Annotated in this window: 13 protein-coding genes; 8 read left to right on the top strand and 5 right to left on the bottom strand. The window is 51.4% G+C overall.

Features of this window, described 5'->3' with window-relative positions; translation table 11 throughout:
• Window positions 1–54 precede the first annotated feature (54 nt).
• Entirely contained in the window at window positions 55–1,101 is a 1,047-nt protein-coding gene (locus FCL49_RS02350) for an HAD family hydrolase (RefSeq protein WP_174352255.1), read from the bottom strand.
• A gap of 64 nt (window positions 1,102–1,165) precedes the next feature.
• Window positions 1,166–2,863, bottom strand: a complete 1,698-nt coding sequence (locus tag FCL49_RS02345; RefSeq protein ID WP_254611027.1) for an arylsulfatase — start codon at window positions 2,861–2,863, stop codon at window positions 1,166–1,168.
• Window positions 2,864–3,353: 490 nt separating this feature from the next.
• Between FCL49_RS02345 and FCL49_RS02340 the strand changes: the two genes are divergently transcribed.
• The gene (locus tag FCL49_RS02340; protein WP_174352254.1) at window positions 3,354–4,544 is read left to right on the top strand and encodes an OmpP1/FadL family transporter; all 1,191 of its coding nucleotides are present in this window, start codon (window positions 3,354–3,356) and stop codon (window positions 4,542–4,544) included.
• Between the two features lie 161 nt (window positions 4,545–4,705).
• A complete protein-coding gene (locus FCL49_RS02335; protein ID WP_174352253.1) occupies window positions 4,706–5,761 on the top strand; it encodes an NAD(P)/FAD-dependent oxidoreductase in 1,056 nt (351 codons plus the stop codon).
• A 51-nt stretch (window positions 5,762–5,812) separates the two neighbouring features.
• Here the strand turns inward: FCL49_RS02335 and dsdX are convergent, their stop codons facing one another.
• Window positions 5,813–7,150 (bottom strand): D-serine transporter DsdX, encoded by a 1,338-nt coding sequence (dsdX, locus tag FCL49_RS02330; RefSeq protein WP_174352252.1) that lies wholly within the window; start codon window positions 7,148–7,150, stop codon window positions 5,813–5,815.
• Between the two features lie 206 nt (window positions 7,151–7,356).
• Here dsdX and dsdC point away from each other — a divergent pair, with 206 nt between their 5' ends.
• Window positions 7,357–8,298 carry a DNA-binding transcriptional regulator DsdC gene (gene dsdC / locus FCL49_RS02325; RefSeq protein WP_174352251.1) on the top strand — a complete coding sequence of 314 codons (942 nt, stop codon included), beginning with the start codon at window positions 7,357–7,359 and terminating at the stop codon, window positions 8,296–8,298.
• 18 nt (window positions 8,299–8,316) lie between these two features.
• On the opposite strand, the gene FCL49_RS02320 is transcribed toward dsdC, so the two are convergent.
• A complete protein-coding gene (locus FCL49_RS02320) occupies window positions 8,317–9,261 on the bottom strand; it encodes a cupin domain-containing protein (protein WP_174352250.1) in 945 nt (314 codons plus the stop codon).
• A 128-nt stretch (window positions 9,262–9,389) separates the two neighbouring features.
• Between FCL49_RS02320 and FCL49_RS02315 the strand changes: the two genes are divergently transcribed.
• The 5 genes from FCL49_RS02315 to tehA all read left to right on the top strand — a co-directional run bounded on the left by FCL49_RS02315 (window position 9,390) and on the right by tehA (window position 14,890).
• Complete coding sequence (locus tag FCL49_RS02315) at window positions 9,390–9,731, top strand: carboxymuconolactone decarboxylase family protein (RefSeq protein WP_174352249.1); 342 nt, start codon at window positions 9,390–9,392, stop codon at window positions 9,729–9,731.
• 14 nt (window positions 9,732–9,745) lie between these two features.
• Entirely contained in the window at window positions 9,746–10,723 is a 978-nt protein-coding gene (locus FCL49_RS02310; RefSeq protein ID WP_174352248.1) for an SLAC1 anion channel family protein, read from the top strand.
• A gap of 350 nt (window positions 10,724–11,073) precedes the next feature.
• On the top strand, window positions 11,074–11,472 hold the full coding sequence (locus FCL49_RS02305) for a DUF2946 domain-containing protein (RefSeq protein WP_254611028.1): 399 nt from the start codon (window positions 11,074–11,076) through the stop codon (window positions 11,470–11,472).
• Window positions 11,473–11,714: 242 nt separating this feature from the next.
• Complete coding sequence (locus FCL49_RS02300; protein ID WP_368040102.1) at window positions 11,715–13,772, top strand: TonB-dependent copper receptor; 2,058 nt, start codon at window positions 11,715–11,717, stop codon at window positions 13,770–13,772.
• Between the two features lie 134 nt (window positions 13,773–13,906).
• Window positions 13,907–14,890 carry a dicarboxylate transporter/tellurite-resistance protein TehA gene (gene tehA, locus FCL49_RS02295; protein WP_174352245.1) on the top strand — a complete coding sequence of 328 codons (984 nt, stop codon included), beginning with the start codon at window positions 13,907–13,909 and terminating at the stop codon, window positions 14,888–14,890.
• A 3-nt stretch (window positions 14,891–14,893) separates the two neighbouring features.
• On the opposite strand, the gene FCL49_RS02290 is transcribed toward tehA, so the two are convergent.
• Window positions 14,894–15,790 (bottom strand): LysR family transcriptional regulator, encoded by an 897-nt coding sequence (locus FCL49_RS02290; protein ID WP_174352244.1) that lies wholly within the window; start codon window positions 15,788–15,790, stop codon window positions 14,894–14,896.
• Between the last annotated feature and the right edge of the window lie 51 nt (window positions 15,791–15,841).

Below are 15,841 nucleotides of genomic sequence, written 5' to 3'. Positions count from 1 at the left end.
TCATAAAAAAGGGGTTCGATTCCCCTCAGGTACAACAAAATAATGCCATTATCGTTATTTGGCCTGAGCTTCTGGATATACTGACGTCCAGTCTTTTTTCATGCTGACAACAGGCCAACCTTTATCTCTCGCCACATCCAGGCCTTTATCTAATTTGCCAAAACTGGATTTGCGGTCATACGCATATTCACGTTCAGCATCATCATGATGCAGGTACAGCACCAAGTTCGGCCCTTGGCCAGATGCGACATACTGCAACATGGGTAAGTCGCCGTCTGAGTTACCGAATGCCAGAATAGGTTTTCGGCCAATAAACCGGTTGATTGCGACCGGCTTATTGTCACCATCATCAATGAAGTTGATGACACCTTGTTTAATCAGCTTTGGTTGCCCCTTTTTGTCGACTTCAAATTTAACCTTGTCGGTTGAGCCTACGACCTGTTCAGGGGGAATGCCATAGACTCTCTCTGCCCAGGGACGTATAAAATCAACCCCTCCACCAGAAACAATGTAGGTTTTAAAACCGTTTGCACGTAAGTAATTCAAGAGTTCCAGCATAGGCTGGAAAACCAGCTCGGTATAAGGACGTTTAAAACGCGGGTCTCGTGCAGTATCCAGCCATTTTAATACACTCTGCTTGAACTCATCCGTCGTTAGCCCCACATCTGCTGCGTGCTCGATGGCCATCAGGCCCTGGTTACCCGTAGCCGCAACTGCACGCATATCATTTTCAATCACCCCTTTGAAAGGCTGTTGATTTTTCCATTCAGGGTGCTGTGGTGACAATTCTTTGATGCGATCCATTAGGTAGATCAACTGAACATAAGCCGGTTGCTCGGTCCATAATGTACCGTCATTGTCAAATACGGCAATGCGCTCTTCAGGCTTCACAAAATCCGAACCATTAACGTCCGTGACTTTTTTCACGAAATCGACAATTTTTGATTTAGCTGCAGAGTCACTCCAGGATGAAAGGGCGGCATTTTGTTCTGTGGCAACACTCACCATAGGAAGAGAAAGAAAAACAAGTAAAATCAATGTAGTGACAAGGCACCAACCAGAACCAATAACCCGCTTTGGCAGTCGTGCAAAGTTATTCATCTCAATACCTTAATAGGTTTGAAAAAATCGGCCCAGTCTATGACCAGGCCATTGAATCAGAAAATCAATTGCCTGTAGGCATGCCTAATTGGAAACCGTTTTCTTTCATTTGGTCGCGAATGTTTTGGAAACGCTCGTACTGGCTGATAGTCACTGGCCCACTGTATGCCTCGCTCTGCGCTTTACGCGGCGGGTACTTAACGTAGGTTTTCATCAAATTGGTGATTGACTCATTGAAGGTCACCAGCGTCCAAGTGTGCTCAGTATAGTTGTTCATGAAAATGTCATAACGTTCCTGAGGATCCTGCCAAAGATCGAAAATTTGTGGCACGGTTGCAACGTAGGATGACGCACCTTTCCAGCCCAGGTTGCTGTCTACAGCTAGCCCCCCTGTTGACGCACCATTATCGCCGCGCAGATTGAAAACTGCTTTGTAATGACCCACGCGGGCTGCTCCTGGGGTCAGTTCATTTTCGGTAAAGTAGAACCACTCGGTGCGCGGGTCTGGGCCGGTCCCAAACAGCACGGGGGAAATGTCAAAGCTGTCGAAAATAATCGGTTTCCCAGCACGGTCATTTTTCGGTAACTCTTTAATCCCGGCGACAGAGGCGAAGGTTGCCATTAAATCCAGGCCCCCCACGATGTCGTGATTTTTCACATCGGCTTTTATTTTCCCCGGCATCCAGGCAATAGCCGGAACACGGCTGCCACCTTCCCTATCTGTCCCCTTGGTGCCTCGGAACGGAGTATAGCCGGCATCTGGATAGACGTCCTGCCAGGCACCGTTGTCCGTAGTGAAAATCACTAACGTATTTTTATCCAGGCCCAACTCACGGACTTTATCCATGATATGGCCAACACGTGAGTCCATCTCAACCATCGAATCAGCATATTTTGTCTTGGCCATCGATTTCCCTATGTAATCAGGATCCGGCATGTTGGGCTGATGGTTTTTCATGAAGTTAATGCTCATGAAGAAGGGCTTGTCTGACTTGGCGTGAGCGGCAAGGTATTCCAGCGATGCTTTTTCCACATAGCGGTCAAAGAATGGAATACCTACCACACCTTCTTTGCCATCGATTTCTGGTGTATTGACGTACTGCCCATTTACTTTGAAATCTTCAGTCGGGGTTTCGCCCGCTTTGCCTGACAATGCTCCCCGGGTTACGCGCTGGAACATTTCACGCAGTTTTGGATCCATATCGGGGAACCATGAAGGATCGGCATAGGTATAGGCATTCAGATGATAAAGTCCAACGTACCGCATCTCATCGTAGCCTTGGGCATTAGGCATCGCGTAATCGGATTCACCCAGATGCCATTTGCCGGTAAAGAAGGTGTTGTAGCCCGCTGTTTTCAACACAGAGGCCAGAGTCCATTCTTCTTTGGGTAACCCGCCACCTTGTCCCTGGAACGCTACGGTCGTCATCCCGCTGCGATTTGGAATACGACCGGTTTGCATGGCAGCACGTCCTGGCGTACTGCTTGGCTGACCATAAAAACTAAAAAACGTCATACCTTCCTGAGCCATCTTATCCAGATTTGGTGTCGGCATCCCACGGCCTTCTCCGCCGCCGTAAGCGCCGAGATCACCATAACCGGTGTCGTCCGCGACAATTAAAATGATATTAGGCTTACTCTTTGTGTTTTCAGTGCCGAGCGGGTTCTGGGCTGGATCTTCTGCTATTGCATTTCCGACAGAAAGCAAGGAGCTGGCGGCAAAAGCTAATACACCAACACCTTTATAGGTTCTTTTCATCATGTATATCCTTAGGCAGAACTGTTATAGGTTGAATACATTGATTTGAACAGATAATGGAAGATATAAGATCGTAACCTACTGGGAGATATTGCATTTTAGATGAGCGTTTCACATTACCCATCATTAGGAACATGAAAAACAAAACCTTTTCAGTATAGATAATAACGACCACGCTGCATTCTTTTTAAGAAAAAAAATCATTCAAATCCAGTCACAGCCTTTCCGATGAAGAGATAGTTATTTTAAATTGGTTTTTGTGCATCCAATAAATCAGGAGTTTGACTTTTTACATTGATTAAATACATGGTTTTATAGGATTTTTATTACTTTATCTTCCGTGTTTTAGTGCCTTATATCCAGGATCTGTGATGCATGCTCGTCGTCACTTAAACTTGTCGAGCTTCAGTGTTTTGCTATGTTTATAAACAGTTGCCATTTCATCATAAAAACCCGCCCTTTAACCTGCCATGCATGTTTCTCCGGAGGCAATATGCAGTTCAGAGTAGCATTGATTTCGTGTGTCCTATTTTCAGTTACATCACATGCAAGTGGACTTTACCTTTATGAGATCGCAACCGAGGATACCGGACTTGCAGGTGCTGGACAGGCCGCTCGAGCGCAGGATGCCTCCACTCTGGTAACGAATCCTGCGGGCATGACGCGGTTGCCCGACAGAATGCTCACCGGCGGCCTGCAGACGTTGTATGGTGACACTCCCTACCGCCTCGACAACGATGCCACACTGCAGGGGCCTAGCCCGGGTAACACCCTCGGTTGGTTTCCCGCCGCCAGTCTTTTTTATCACCAGCGCCTGAACGATGACCTGTCTGCAGGGGTCGGGGTTTATGGTAACTACGGCCTGGGGCTTGGTTTTGGCGACTGGGCCGGCGACCGGCTTATCAAAGACAGCACCTTATTGGCATTGACGATAAGCCCAGCGCTGGCCTGGAAGATAAATGACAGACTGTCATGGGGCGTAGGGCTCGGTATTAATTACGGCTTCCTTTCCTTAACACGCAACGTAGGCGGATGGGATGAAAAACAGACAGATCACGATTGGGCATTGAACTTTCGCACTGGTCTGCTGTTCGATGCAACGAAGAACACACGGGTTGGTTTGAACTATGCCAGCAAAACCGACTATCATTTCAATATTGATGGTACGGCACGTTTTCCTCAACTTCCCAACAGGACATATAACCTCCCTATTTCCGCACAGGTCAATACGCCAGCACAACTCATGCTGAGTGTGGTGCATGATATTAATGTTCGCTGGTCTGTTATGGGTGACCTCGGCTGGCAAGACTGGAGTGCTTATGGCACTAATCAAGTGTCAGTGGCCGGTTCTGAAATACCCCGTGATAACCGTCTGCGCGATACCTGGCATACGGCATTGGGCCTTCAGTTCCGGCCGGATGACAGATGGCGGTTGAATACCGGGGTGGCGTATGACAGCAGCTTCTACCGTTCACAAAATGACACCTCTATGACCATGCCTTCCGGTGCGGCTTGGCGTTTTGGGGTCGGTGCGCAATATCAGCTCACTTCCGCCAGCAACATTGGTGCCGCCTTTGAATACCTTACTATGGACTCTTCCCATGTTTCGTCGCAACCGGTGAAAGGCAGTTACGACTCTCCTGCCCTTTACTTTCTCAATGTGAACTACAGCTATCAATTCTGAGTGAATAAAACGGCAAAATACATCCGCAACCTGTGGAATAGTAAGAATACTGCCAGGTCTTCGACCAGTTATGGCTATACGTAAACTCCGACCCAAAATACCTCTGCACGCTTTGGCCATTTATGGGATAGTCAGGCCAGTTTTCACACAAGGAACTCCGTATGTGTACCACTGAGAAACATATGATTGTTATTGGTGCGGGGATTATGGGTGCATCAATAGCCTATCATTTGGCAAGTCGCGGCATAAAAGTGACGATCATCGATAAAGACCAACCCGCTTCTGGCGCTACCAGCAGCTCTTTTGGCTGGATCCACACGACAGTCAGTGATGACGCACCAGATGCATTTCTTCGCCGCGCATCGGTGGCAGATTGGCAGCGACTGGAAAAAGAAATCCCGGAGCTTTGGGTGAACTGGACTGGTGCACTGAGTTATGACGATGAATCGCTGGAAAGTCAGCCTGATGAAAACCTGCTTCGAGAACCCGAGATATCCCAGCTTGAACCCGCGTTTAACAACCCGCCACAGCGTGCATATTATGCGGTTTATGATGGTGCTGTCGACCCAATAGATGCCACATACGCCCTGCTGGAAAAGGCCTGTAGCCTGGGGGCTACGCTGAAAAGTCAAACGGCAGTCATCGGCTTTCTCCGAAATGGAAACCAGGTTACCGGCATCCAAACCCCGGAAGGCGAATTAAATGCGGATAGGGTCATCCTGGCCTGTGGAACGGGTATAACTCCCCTACTTGATACCCTTGGGATCCCGTTGCCGATCCTGGCCTCGCCGGCAATTTTGTTACGGTTCAGCTCCGAAAAACATTTAATTAACACCTTGATTTCTGGTCATGATGTAGAAGCCCGGCATGCCCGTAACGGTGATATCCTGGCTGCGGAAGACTATCCACTATCGGGCAGTACCGATAATGTCGCCGCTGAGACACTGGCAGCGATGAAGACAGGATTGAACGGCGCAGCTTCGCTGCACTTACTGAGTCAATCGGTGGGACAGCGCCCAGTGCCGGAAGATGGATGTCCGGTCATCGGATTTATCGAGGAGATGCCTGGCGTTTATGTTGCCGTCATGCATCCGGCGGTAACCTGTGCGGCTACCCTGGGCCGAATGGTCAGTGAAGAGCTGATCAGCGGTAATAACCCGGAAATACCTGCAATTTATCGTCCTGCACGCTTCACTGCTGATCAAAAACAACCTTAATAACGGCAATCGTCGCAGGATAGTGCCTGATGACGATTGCCGACGATATCCTCAAATAATATATGAAAGCAGGAAGGTCATGCCCAGCGCCAATACCGATGCGATAAAGGTGGCCGTAGTGTAGTACTTGAAGGTTTCATTCAGCGTCGCCCCACAATATTGCTTCACCAACCAGAACAGTGAATCCGTCACTATGGTGCAGCCGATAGCGCCAGAACCGATGGCAATGGTCACAATCTCCGGGCTAACATTGGGATAAAGCGACAACATCGGCGCGACTATCGCCGTGGCGCCCATCATGGCTACGGTGGCGGAACCCACGGCGGCATGCAGAATAAGTGCGACCAGCCAGGCTAGCAGGATAGGATGCATATGCAGGTTTGACAGCATCAGCGCCAGGGTATCGGCCAGGCCGCTGGTCTTCAAAATACTGTTAAATGCCCCGCCGGCACCGATGATCAACAAGATATTGGCGATGGAGGAGAAACCGGACTCAGTATGGCTCAACAGCGCGCTCATCCCCATATGACGACGGATCCCGAGAACGTAGTAAGCCACGAATACTGCAATAAACATGGCAATGATCGGGTTACCGATAAACTCCATAGCGGCAAACAAGTGCCCTTCTTTATTCAGATTCAGCTCAGCGACCGTTTTGACCAGCATCAGCACTATCGGCAGCAAAACCGTAAACAGCGTTGCCCCCAGTGATGGCAGTGAATGTTCTTCCCGCACGGCCAGGTTGGAGAACTCAGGTGGTACCGCTTTGAACGGCAAGCGTTTACCCAACAATTTCAGGAACAATGGGCCACCTACCAGCGACGCCGTCAGCCCGACCAACAGACCATAAACAATCACTGTGCCTACATCGGCTCCCAGCTTGTTGGTAACAAACAACGCAGCCGGATGAGGAGGAACTACACAGTGCACCGCCATCAGTGCGGTACACAGAGGAATGGCCAGCTTGAGCAATGAAGTCCCGGTTTTTCTGGCGATGGAAAAAGCCAATGGGATCAACAGAACTACGCCTACTTCAACAAACAGCGTGATACCGCAAACCAAGCCGACCAACACCATAATCACGTCGACAGACAACCAGCGGCAGCGTTGCAACGCAATGCCAATACGCTCTGCCGCGCCGGAGACCTCCATCATCTTGCCCAGAATGGTTCCCAGCCCAATAACCGCAGCCAAAAAACCTAGCGTACTGCCGATGCCGTTTTCGATGGCATTGACCATGTCAATCGGGCCCATGCCCATCATGCCGCCGACAAAGAAGCTCGCCAACAGTAACGCCAAAAATGGGTGAAACTTAAACTTCACGATGGTCACAATGATGATCGCGATACTGGCGATCAGCGTGCCGGCAACCCAAACTTGCGAATCCATAGCCCATACCCCCGTCATTAACTGACTGCCATTGGACAGGAAAACGACGATCGGTGACAAACGATAAAAATCCGCCCTCACATGAGTGAAACAGAATCAAACGAGTGACTTATGCCAAAAAATGGGGCAATTTAGCGACATGGGTCAACTTTACTCATCAAGTCGGTGTGTAAATCGTAGGCGTTTTTAAATTTCCAGGGGGGATTATGACGGTAAATCATTTGCCAACGGGGCCGCATCGGTCACTGAATGGCTGGCAGTTATCGCGGTTATTTACCTTTGAAGTGGCTGCACGGCATGAGTCTTTCGCCATGGCGGCCGATGAGCTTTCTGTCAGCCCCAGCGCCGTCAGCCATAATATTAACCAGCTTGAGGCCAATCTGGGTATCCAGCTGTTTGTCCGCTCTCACCGAAAGGTGGAACTCACGACCGAAGGCAAACGGGTTTTTTGGGCGCTAAAATCCTCACTCGGCACCCTGAACCAGGAGATTCTGGATATCAAGAATCAGGCGCTATCAGGTTCATTAACGATCTACTCCCGTCCCTCCATTGCCCAGTGCTGGATCGTGCCGGCGTTGGCGGATTTCTCCCGCCGATACCCCGCCATTAATCTGACCATTCTGACCGGTAACGAATATGTGAACTTCCAACGCGCCGGCATTGATCTGGCGGTTTACTTCGATGCCACGCCATCATCGCAGCTTCATTATCAATACCTGATGGATGAAGCGATCATTCCGGTATGCAGCCCGGAGTACGCCAGTCAATTTGAGCTGGCCAACTTTCCCGGCAACCTCTCCCATTGCACCCTGCTCCACGATCGACAAGCCTGGAGCTATGATTCCGGTACCGATGAGTGGCACAGTTGGGCTCAGCATTTCGATGTCAATCTGGATACCTCTCCGGGTATAGGTTTTGATCGTTCCGATCTGGCCGTAACAGCAGCCATCAATCATGTTGGCGTGGCCATGGGCCGCAAGCGGTTGATCCACAAACGACTCAGCTCCGGTGAACTGGTCGCACCCTTCCCGAAAATGGAGCTCAAATGCGACCAGCACTACTATGTATCGACACTTTCCGACCGCCAGTGGCCGAAGATTGACGCCTTCATTGTTTGGTTAAAGGCACTGGGGGAACAACCCGCGTAATCACCGATTCTAAATGGATTAAGCTCCAATACGTTGCCCCCGCCGCCACCGGCCCGGTGTCTGTCCCATGATTTTGTGAAATGCTTTACCGAAGGCCGCTTCGGATTGATACCCGACGGCCTCGCCAATATCTGCTTGACCCAGAGCGGTGTTAGACAGCAGTTCACACGCTCGCATAATCCTGATTTGGGTAAGAAATCCCCCCACCGTCATGCCAGATCTATCCTGAAACTGCCGGGCATAGGTAGCACGCGACATAGCAACCATTTTACCGAGCGATGAAATCGTCCATGGCTGCGATGGAAACTCCAGGATGGCCTGAATCGAAGGGCCTAACCTTCTGTCCGCTGCTAACGCCAGTAAGTTAGGCGATATATTTATGCCTTGGCTATAAGTCCGCAACGCAAAAATGAGAAGAACCTGCCCAAGCGTATTCACAATTGAGTGAGCACCAGGCTGAGCATCGTCGGTTTCTGTGCGTAACAGAGAGATCAAGGCTTCCAACTGATCCACCCCGGAAGAGTCACGCAAACAGACATGCAGTACTTGGGGTAATGACTGCATCAGCAGTGTCCCTGCACCACGAGTAAAAATAAATCGTCCACAAAGCAAATCCACGTCAGCCTGGTTGGCTGCATCCTGGTTGCATTTGATCGGTAGAGACTTGCCTGCTTGTATGCGTATATCGTGGGTTATCTTCCGAACTGAATGGGCATCCCTGGTTACGTTTAGTAATTCGTGGGCGGAACCATGGGGCAATAAAACAAAGTCTCCTGCATTCATCTTCAGTGTCTGGCCTTTGCCCAGGCGCAACTGGCACTTACCGGAAAGCAGGAAATGGAAAGTCGCCTCCCCAGGACGCATGATCTCATGTGGGATAGAAAATGCCCCGTCCAACAAGCAGCGTACATCTAAGCTGACCTGCGTTTGGCTAAGTGAAAGTAGTTGACTTAAAGTATCCATGAGACGAATGAGCTAAAAATATAGACTCCACATCATGCATCAGATCACGAGCAAAGACTATTATCTAGACAGGTTTTTATGCGATCTGGCTTTGCGCAATGATCGCCCCATCAAAGAAAGGAGAGACCATGTTGGATTGGAATGAGTACCGCAAGCAGTTGATGAACCGTGTCGGCGAATTGGGCAAGCTGGCCCCTGATACCGTTTCTGGCTATCAGGCGCTATCGCTAGCGGGGAAAAAAACCTCTCATCTGGATGCCAAAACTCGTGAGCTGATCGCACTGGCTGTCGCGGTTACGACACATTGCGATGGCTGTATCGCGGTACATACTGCGGAAGCAGTGAAACACGGCGCAACCAGAGAAGAGATAGCAGAAGCACTGGGCGTAGCGGTGGCTTTGAACGCGGGGGCCGCGATGGTGTACTCGGCTCGTGTGATGGATGCTTTGGCTGCAACACAGCCAAACTAAGGTGAGGCTTGAATATGATCTCCGTTTCCGCTGCCCGGTTGTCCTGGTTACCCGTAGCTTTGTTTGGTTCCGTCATGGGATTAGCCGGTTTAGGGCAGGCCTGGCGAATGGCTCATACACAGTGGGGGACACCCTTGTGGATTGCGCAAATAATTAGTGGTGCTGCGGTGATCGTATTCGTGCTGCTGGTTGTGGCTTATGCCATTAAAGCGGCGACAGGATTTGAACACGTCAAAGCCGAGTTTACTCACCCTATCGCCGGTGCGCTATTTGGGACGCCGCTCATTAGCGCATTGCTGTTGCCCGCTATACTGGCCGAAATCAGTATGCCCCTGGCTCGCGCGCTATGGATATTGGGGGCAATAGGCATGACGGTATTTGCGTGGTTAATGGCCGGTCGCTGGGTTGGTATTCGTCAACAAAGGGTTCATGCCGTTCCGGCCTGGATCGTGCCATTGGTGGGGATGCTGGATATTCCGCTGGCAGTCCCTGCATTACATTTTACCGAACCGCCACATGCATTGATGGTGTTAGGGTTGTCGGTTGGGTTATTTTTTGCAATTCCCCTGTTTACAATCATTCTTTCGCGGTTGATGTTTGAAGAGCCAATGCCTTCGACCATGAGCCCGTCACTGTTAATTATGCTGGCCCCTTTTGCTGTAGGGTTTTCTGCCTACGTGATAACCGTGGGACATGTAGATTTGTTCGCAGAAGGATTATTTGCTCTGACACTGCTGCTGCTGGCTATCCTGCTTTCACGCCTACGTGACCTCAGACGCTGCTGTCCGTTTAGGGTCTCCTGGTGGGCCGTCAGTTTTCCGCTATCCGCCGCCGCAGGCGCCGGCCTACGTTATGCCGCGTTTGCTCAGGCAATTTGGGCAGATGCCATAGCTGTTTCATTACTGGCTCTGGCAAGCGTGGTGATAGCTGCGTTATTCATCCGGACTATTACCGGGATTGTGCGTGGTGAGATGCAAAAACTGGCAGGTTGAGGTTTTTCTGGGCACTCCGGCAGACGGATTTACCCAATGTTTTTAGCCTGTCCATGATATTTACGCTGGAATATTCAGCAGTCTGGATATAACACTACCTTTACTGCCAGTATTATTTCACGGCGAGGCCAAGATATATCCTAAAGGTTAAATGAGTTGGGAATGTGAGACAAACGGCAATTCACTTTATCAATAGGCTAACTCCGGATAAAATGTTTTAACATTTGCAGCATAAAACAGTACAATTCCGTCCGTTAATTTCGCACTGTTTTAGGATATATGTGTCGTTAATCAGGACTGCTACATCGCGAAGCCGTCTCCCTGCCTGTCTGGGGATTTTTGCGATCCTGATGTTGTTCATTGCCCCGGTGATCTCCCGATCGCTGGAGCATGCGCGCGTCGGGCAGTCTGATACCGCCAGCATGGCAGACTGCGGTATGGATATGTCGGCACATAGGCATCACTCGCCACCGCCAGCACCGAGCACTAAGGCCAGCATGCCGGGCATGTCAATGGCCATGCAGACCGGCAGCCACAATATGGCGATGATGATGGATGACAGCGCCTGCGGTTACTGCGTGCTGCTGATCCATGTGCCGTTGTTGGACCTGGCCTATTCGCCGTTGTTCTGGTCTGGCTCGTTGCTGTCCCGCGCACCACCAGCGCATTATATCTTCCCGTTATTCGCCCATGTGGCCCACTCCGAAGCACAACCTCGCGCACCACCAGCATCACTTCCTCTGATATAAAAATTAATAGACTGCAGCCAAATTATTCCTGTTGAGATAATTCAATCAGGAGTTGACGTACGCCTGTCAGATTTACTGCTGCAGATCATTATTTATCGCAACTCGACTGGCGTTATTAATCCGCTATGGCGAGGACGAACCCTTATTTACGGCGGCATGATGCTCCGGGCACTACTATGCCTAAATAATAACCGGTCGCGATATAAAAATACGTTTAGCTTCAAAATTTGCATTAAGGAACGATGATGTTCGGTAAAACCAAGAATTATAAAAAACACCCTCTGTCACTGCATATTACTGCGGCGATGCCTTTGTTTGCTCTGGTGGCCTTCAATGGCCATGCCGCAGAACAACATCAGCATGATGTTGCCGTCAAAACCAACGACGGTGACGTCATTACCGTGACTGCGCCACTCTATTCACCGATGACCATAGTGACATCGCCTAAAACGCCGCGTCAGCCGGTGCCGGCCAGCGATGGCTCGGATTATCTGAAAACCATTCCGGGCTTCTCACAGATCCGTAACGGCGGTACCAATGGCGATCCGGTGTTCCGCGGCATGTTTGGCTCACGACTGAAAATTCTGACCGACGGTGGCGAAATGTTGGGTGCCTGCCCGGCAAGAATGGATGCCCCGACGTCCTATATCTCACCGGAAAGCTATGACCTGCTGACCATCACCAAAGGCCCGCAGACGGTGCTCTGGGGGCCTGGCTCCTCGGCGGGAACGGTACGTTTCGAACGTGAGCGTCCGCGCTTTGACAAGCCCGGCATCAAGGGCAATGCCAGCGTATTGGCCGGTTCTAACGGTCGCTGGGATGAAAATATCGACGCCAGTCTGGGGGGCGAACAAGGCTATTTGCGCCTGATGGGCAACAAATCGCGTTCCAACGACTATCAGGATGGCAATGGTGATCGCGTGCCATCGCGCTGGGATAAATGGAATGGGGATATGGCGCTGGGCTGGACGCCAGACAGCGATACCCTGCTGGAAGTGACCATGGGCCGGGGTAATGGCGAAGCACGTTATGCCGGGCGCAGCATGGACGGTTCACAGTTCAAGCGTGAAAGCCTGGGCATGCGGTTTGAAAAGTCCAACATTGGCGAGGTGCTGGACAAGCTCGAAGCTCAGGTTTATTACAACTATGCCAACCATGTGATGGATAACGTCACCCTTCGCTCCCCCGGTCAGGGCGGCATGGCGATGGGACATATGGGCATGGGTCATATGAATATGGGGATGACGATGCAACTGGATCGCCGCACCGTCGGCGGACGCGTCATGGGGACCTGGCTATGGCAAGATTTCAAGCTGGAAAGCGGCATGGATACGCAAACCAACACTCACCGCAATAAACAGGGCGACGGCTGGCAGAAGGATGCGCAATTTCATAACTACGGCGCTTTTGGCGAACTGACCTGGACCGCGACCGAACAAAGCAAGATTATCAGCGGTGTGCGCCTTGATCGCAGCCTGGTGGATAACTATCAATCGGCTAATGAGCGTGAACGTTCCGATACCTTGCCGAGCGGTTTTACGCGCATTGAGCATACGCTTGCCGGCATGCCGCTGATGGTTTACGCCGGGATTGGTTATACCGAACGTTTCCCTGACTACTGGGAACTGTTCTCCCCGACTCTGGGGCCGGACGGCAGTAAAAGCCCGTTTGATAGCGTGAAGAGTGAAAAGACCACGCAAATCGATATCGGCGCGCAATACACCGACAAGCGCTTTAACAGTTGGGTGTCCGCGTATCTGGGTCATGTGAATGACTTTATCCTGTTCAAATACGATCCGCACCATGTTCGTATTAGTCAGGCCGATAACGTGAATGCCACCATTATGGGCGGTGAAATGGGTATGGGGTACCAACTTGCCGAGCACTGGAAAACCGATGCCAGTCTGGCCTATGCCTGGGGTAAAAACACCACTGACCACCAGCCACTGCCCCAAATTCCGCCGCTGGAAGCGCGCCTGGGTTTAACCTACGAACGTGGCGACTGGAGCAGCACCGGCCTTTGGCGTCTGGTCAGTAGCCAGCACCGTGTGGCGATCAATCAGGGTAACGTGGTGGGTAAAGACTTTGCCGACAGCCCGGGCTTTGGCGTGCTTTCCGCCAATGTGGCCTACAAGGCCCATCCGCAGGTCAAACTCAGCACCGGCCTGGATAACATCTTCAACAAAACCTACAGCGAGCACCTCAATCTGGCAGGCAACAGCACCTTCGGTTATTCATCGAATACTTCGGTAAATGAGCCAGGGCGTACCCTCTGGGCCAAGGTCAACGTCACCTTCTAACTAACGGAGCCGGGTGGTGATTATCATCGCCCGGTCAAGCCCCTCTCGAGCCTGTTCTCATTCCCTAAGTATTATTGCTTCCCCATCCCAAACTCGCTAAGATCGCTTAAAATATTTTTGAAAATATAAACAAAATGAATAAGCCTATTTTAAACAATGCACCGCGTTTCCTCGATCTACCTGCCGGCTACTTTGGCATGGTATTGGGGATCATTGGCTCGGGTTTTGGTTGGCGTTATGCGGCTACTATCCTGCCTGTTTCCTCAATGATTGGTGAGGCACTGGTCGTTATCGCCGTCACCCTTTGGTTTTTGCTGGCCTGCGCATTTTTATACCGCCTGCTGCGGTTTCCCCACAGCGTGAAAGCAGAAATTGAGCATCCACTGATAAGCAGCTATGTCAGTTTGCTCCCGGCTACTACCATTCTGGTCGCCATTGGTGTGGTGCCCTGGTGGCGTTCACTGGCCGTCGCGATATTTGCCGTGGGGGCCGTGGCACAGCTGAGCTATGCCGCCTGGCAAAGTGCCGGTTTGTGGCGCGGGGCTCATCCTGTTGAAGCCACCACGCCCGGGCTTTATTTGCCAACGGTCGCCAACAACTTTATCAGCTGCATGGCCTGCGGTGCATTGGGCTATCAGGATCTGGGCCTGCTGTTTCTGGGGGCGGGGATCCTTTCCTGGCTAAGCCTGGAGCCGACCATTTTGCAGCGGTTGCGCAACCAGGGCGAAATGCCGGCACCGGTTCGCCTTTCTCTCGGCATCCAACTGGCTCCGGCTCTGGTGGCCTGCAGTGCCTGGCTGGCGATTAACGGGGGGGAAGCGGACGTACTGGCCAAAATGCTTTTCGGCTATGGTCTGCTGCAACTGTTGTTTATCGTGCGTCTGCTTCCCTGGTATCTGAAAGGTCCCTTCAATGTCTCGTTCTGGAGCTTCTCATTCGGACTTTCAGCCCTGGCGACCACTGCCCTGCATCTGGGGCATACAAGCCAGGAAGGAATATTGTCTGCGCTCGCATTACCCCTTTTTGTCTTCAGCAATCTACTGATTGGTCTGTTGTTTGTGCGTACGCTGATGTTGCTGCTTCAGGGTAAATTACTGAAATACAGCAGGCATCCCTGAGCCTCAGCCAACCGAGGCAACAATATGCTCACGTAGCCATTGATGTGCCGGATCGCGATGAGAACGTTCATGCCACAACATGGTCATTTCGAACCCCGGCACCTCAACCGGCGGTTCGACCACCTGCAGCGCACCGTTGTTGCGTACCAGCCGCGATGGCAGCATCGCCACCAGATCTGAATTTGCCAGCACCGAGATCACAAACAGAAAGTGTGGTACGGAAAGCACCACCCGCCGGGTTAAACCGGCTTCTGCCAGTACTTTGTCGGTGATACCGAAAAAACCTCCGCCGTCCGGCGATACCATCACATGTTCCAACTCGCAAAACTGGCTCAACGATGGCGGATTTTGCAACCCAGGGTGCCCCGTACGCCCGACCAGCACATAGCGTTCACTAAACAAAATACGCTGACGCAAGTTGGGCGGTGACCCTTCGCGGGTATGAAAAGCCAGGTCTATCTCGCCTTGTTCGGCCTGTTTGGCAATACGTGAGGGTACGGTTTCTATCACTGCCAGTCGGCTATGCGGTGCCGCAGTTCGTAACCCCATCAGCGCCGGTTGAACAATGGTCGACTCACCGTAGTCGAATGCCGCCACACGCCAGGTATTATCCGCCACCCTGGGATCAAAAGGTTCTGATGGCGATACCGCAAGCTCCAACGCCTCAAGTGCCAGGCGCAGAGGTTCACGTAACTCGTCACCCCGTGCGGTCGGTCGCATGCCGCGCGGCCCCGGCATCAGCAGAGGGTCGTGAAAGATATCCCTGAGTTTGGCAAGATGCACACTGACCGCCGGCTGCGACAGATTTAAACGCTGTGCCGTCCTGGTCACATTGTGCTCGGCCAGCAAGGTGTCCAGCGTTACCAGCAGATTGAGATCCAGTCGTCTGATATTATTCACAGTAATACCTGTAATATTGGAAATTCATTTCTAGTATACCTGATAAGCGCC

Source organism: Serratia proteamaculans (assembly GCF_013337185.1).
GTDB classification, from domain to species: Bacteria; Pseudomonadota; Gammaproteobacteria; order Enterobacterales; family Enterobacteriaceae; genus Serratia; species Serratia proteamaculans_D.
The sequence above is the reverse complement of the archived record's forward strand: the minus strand, read 5'-3'. Positions and strand labels throughout refer to the sequence as shown.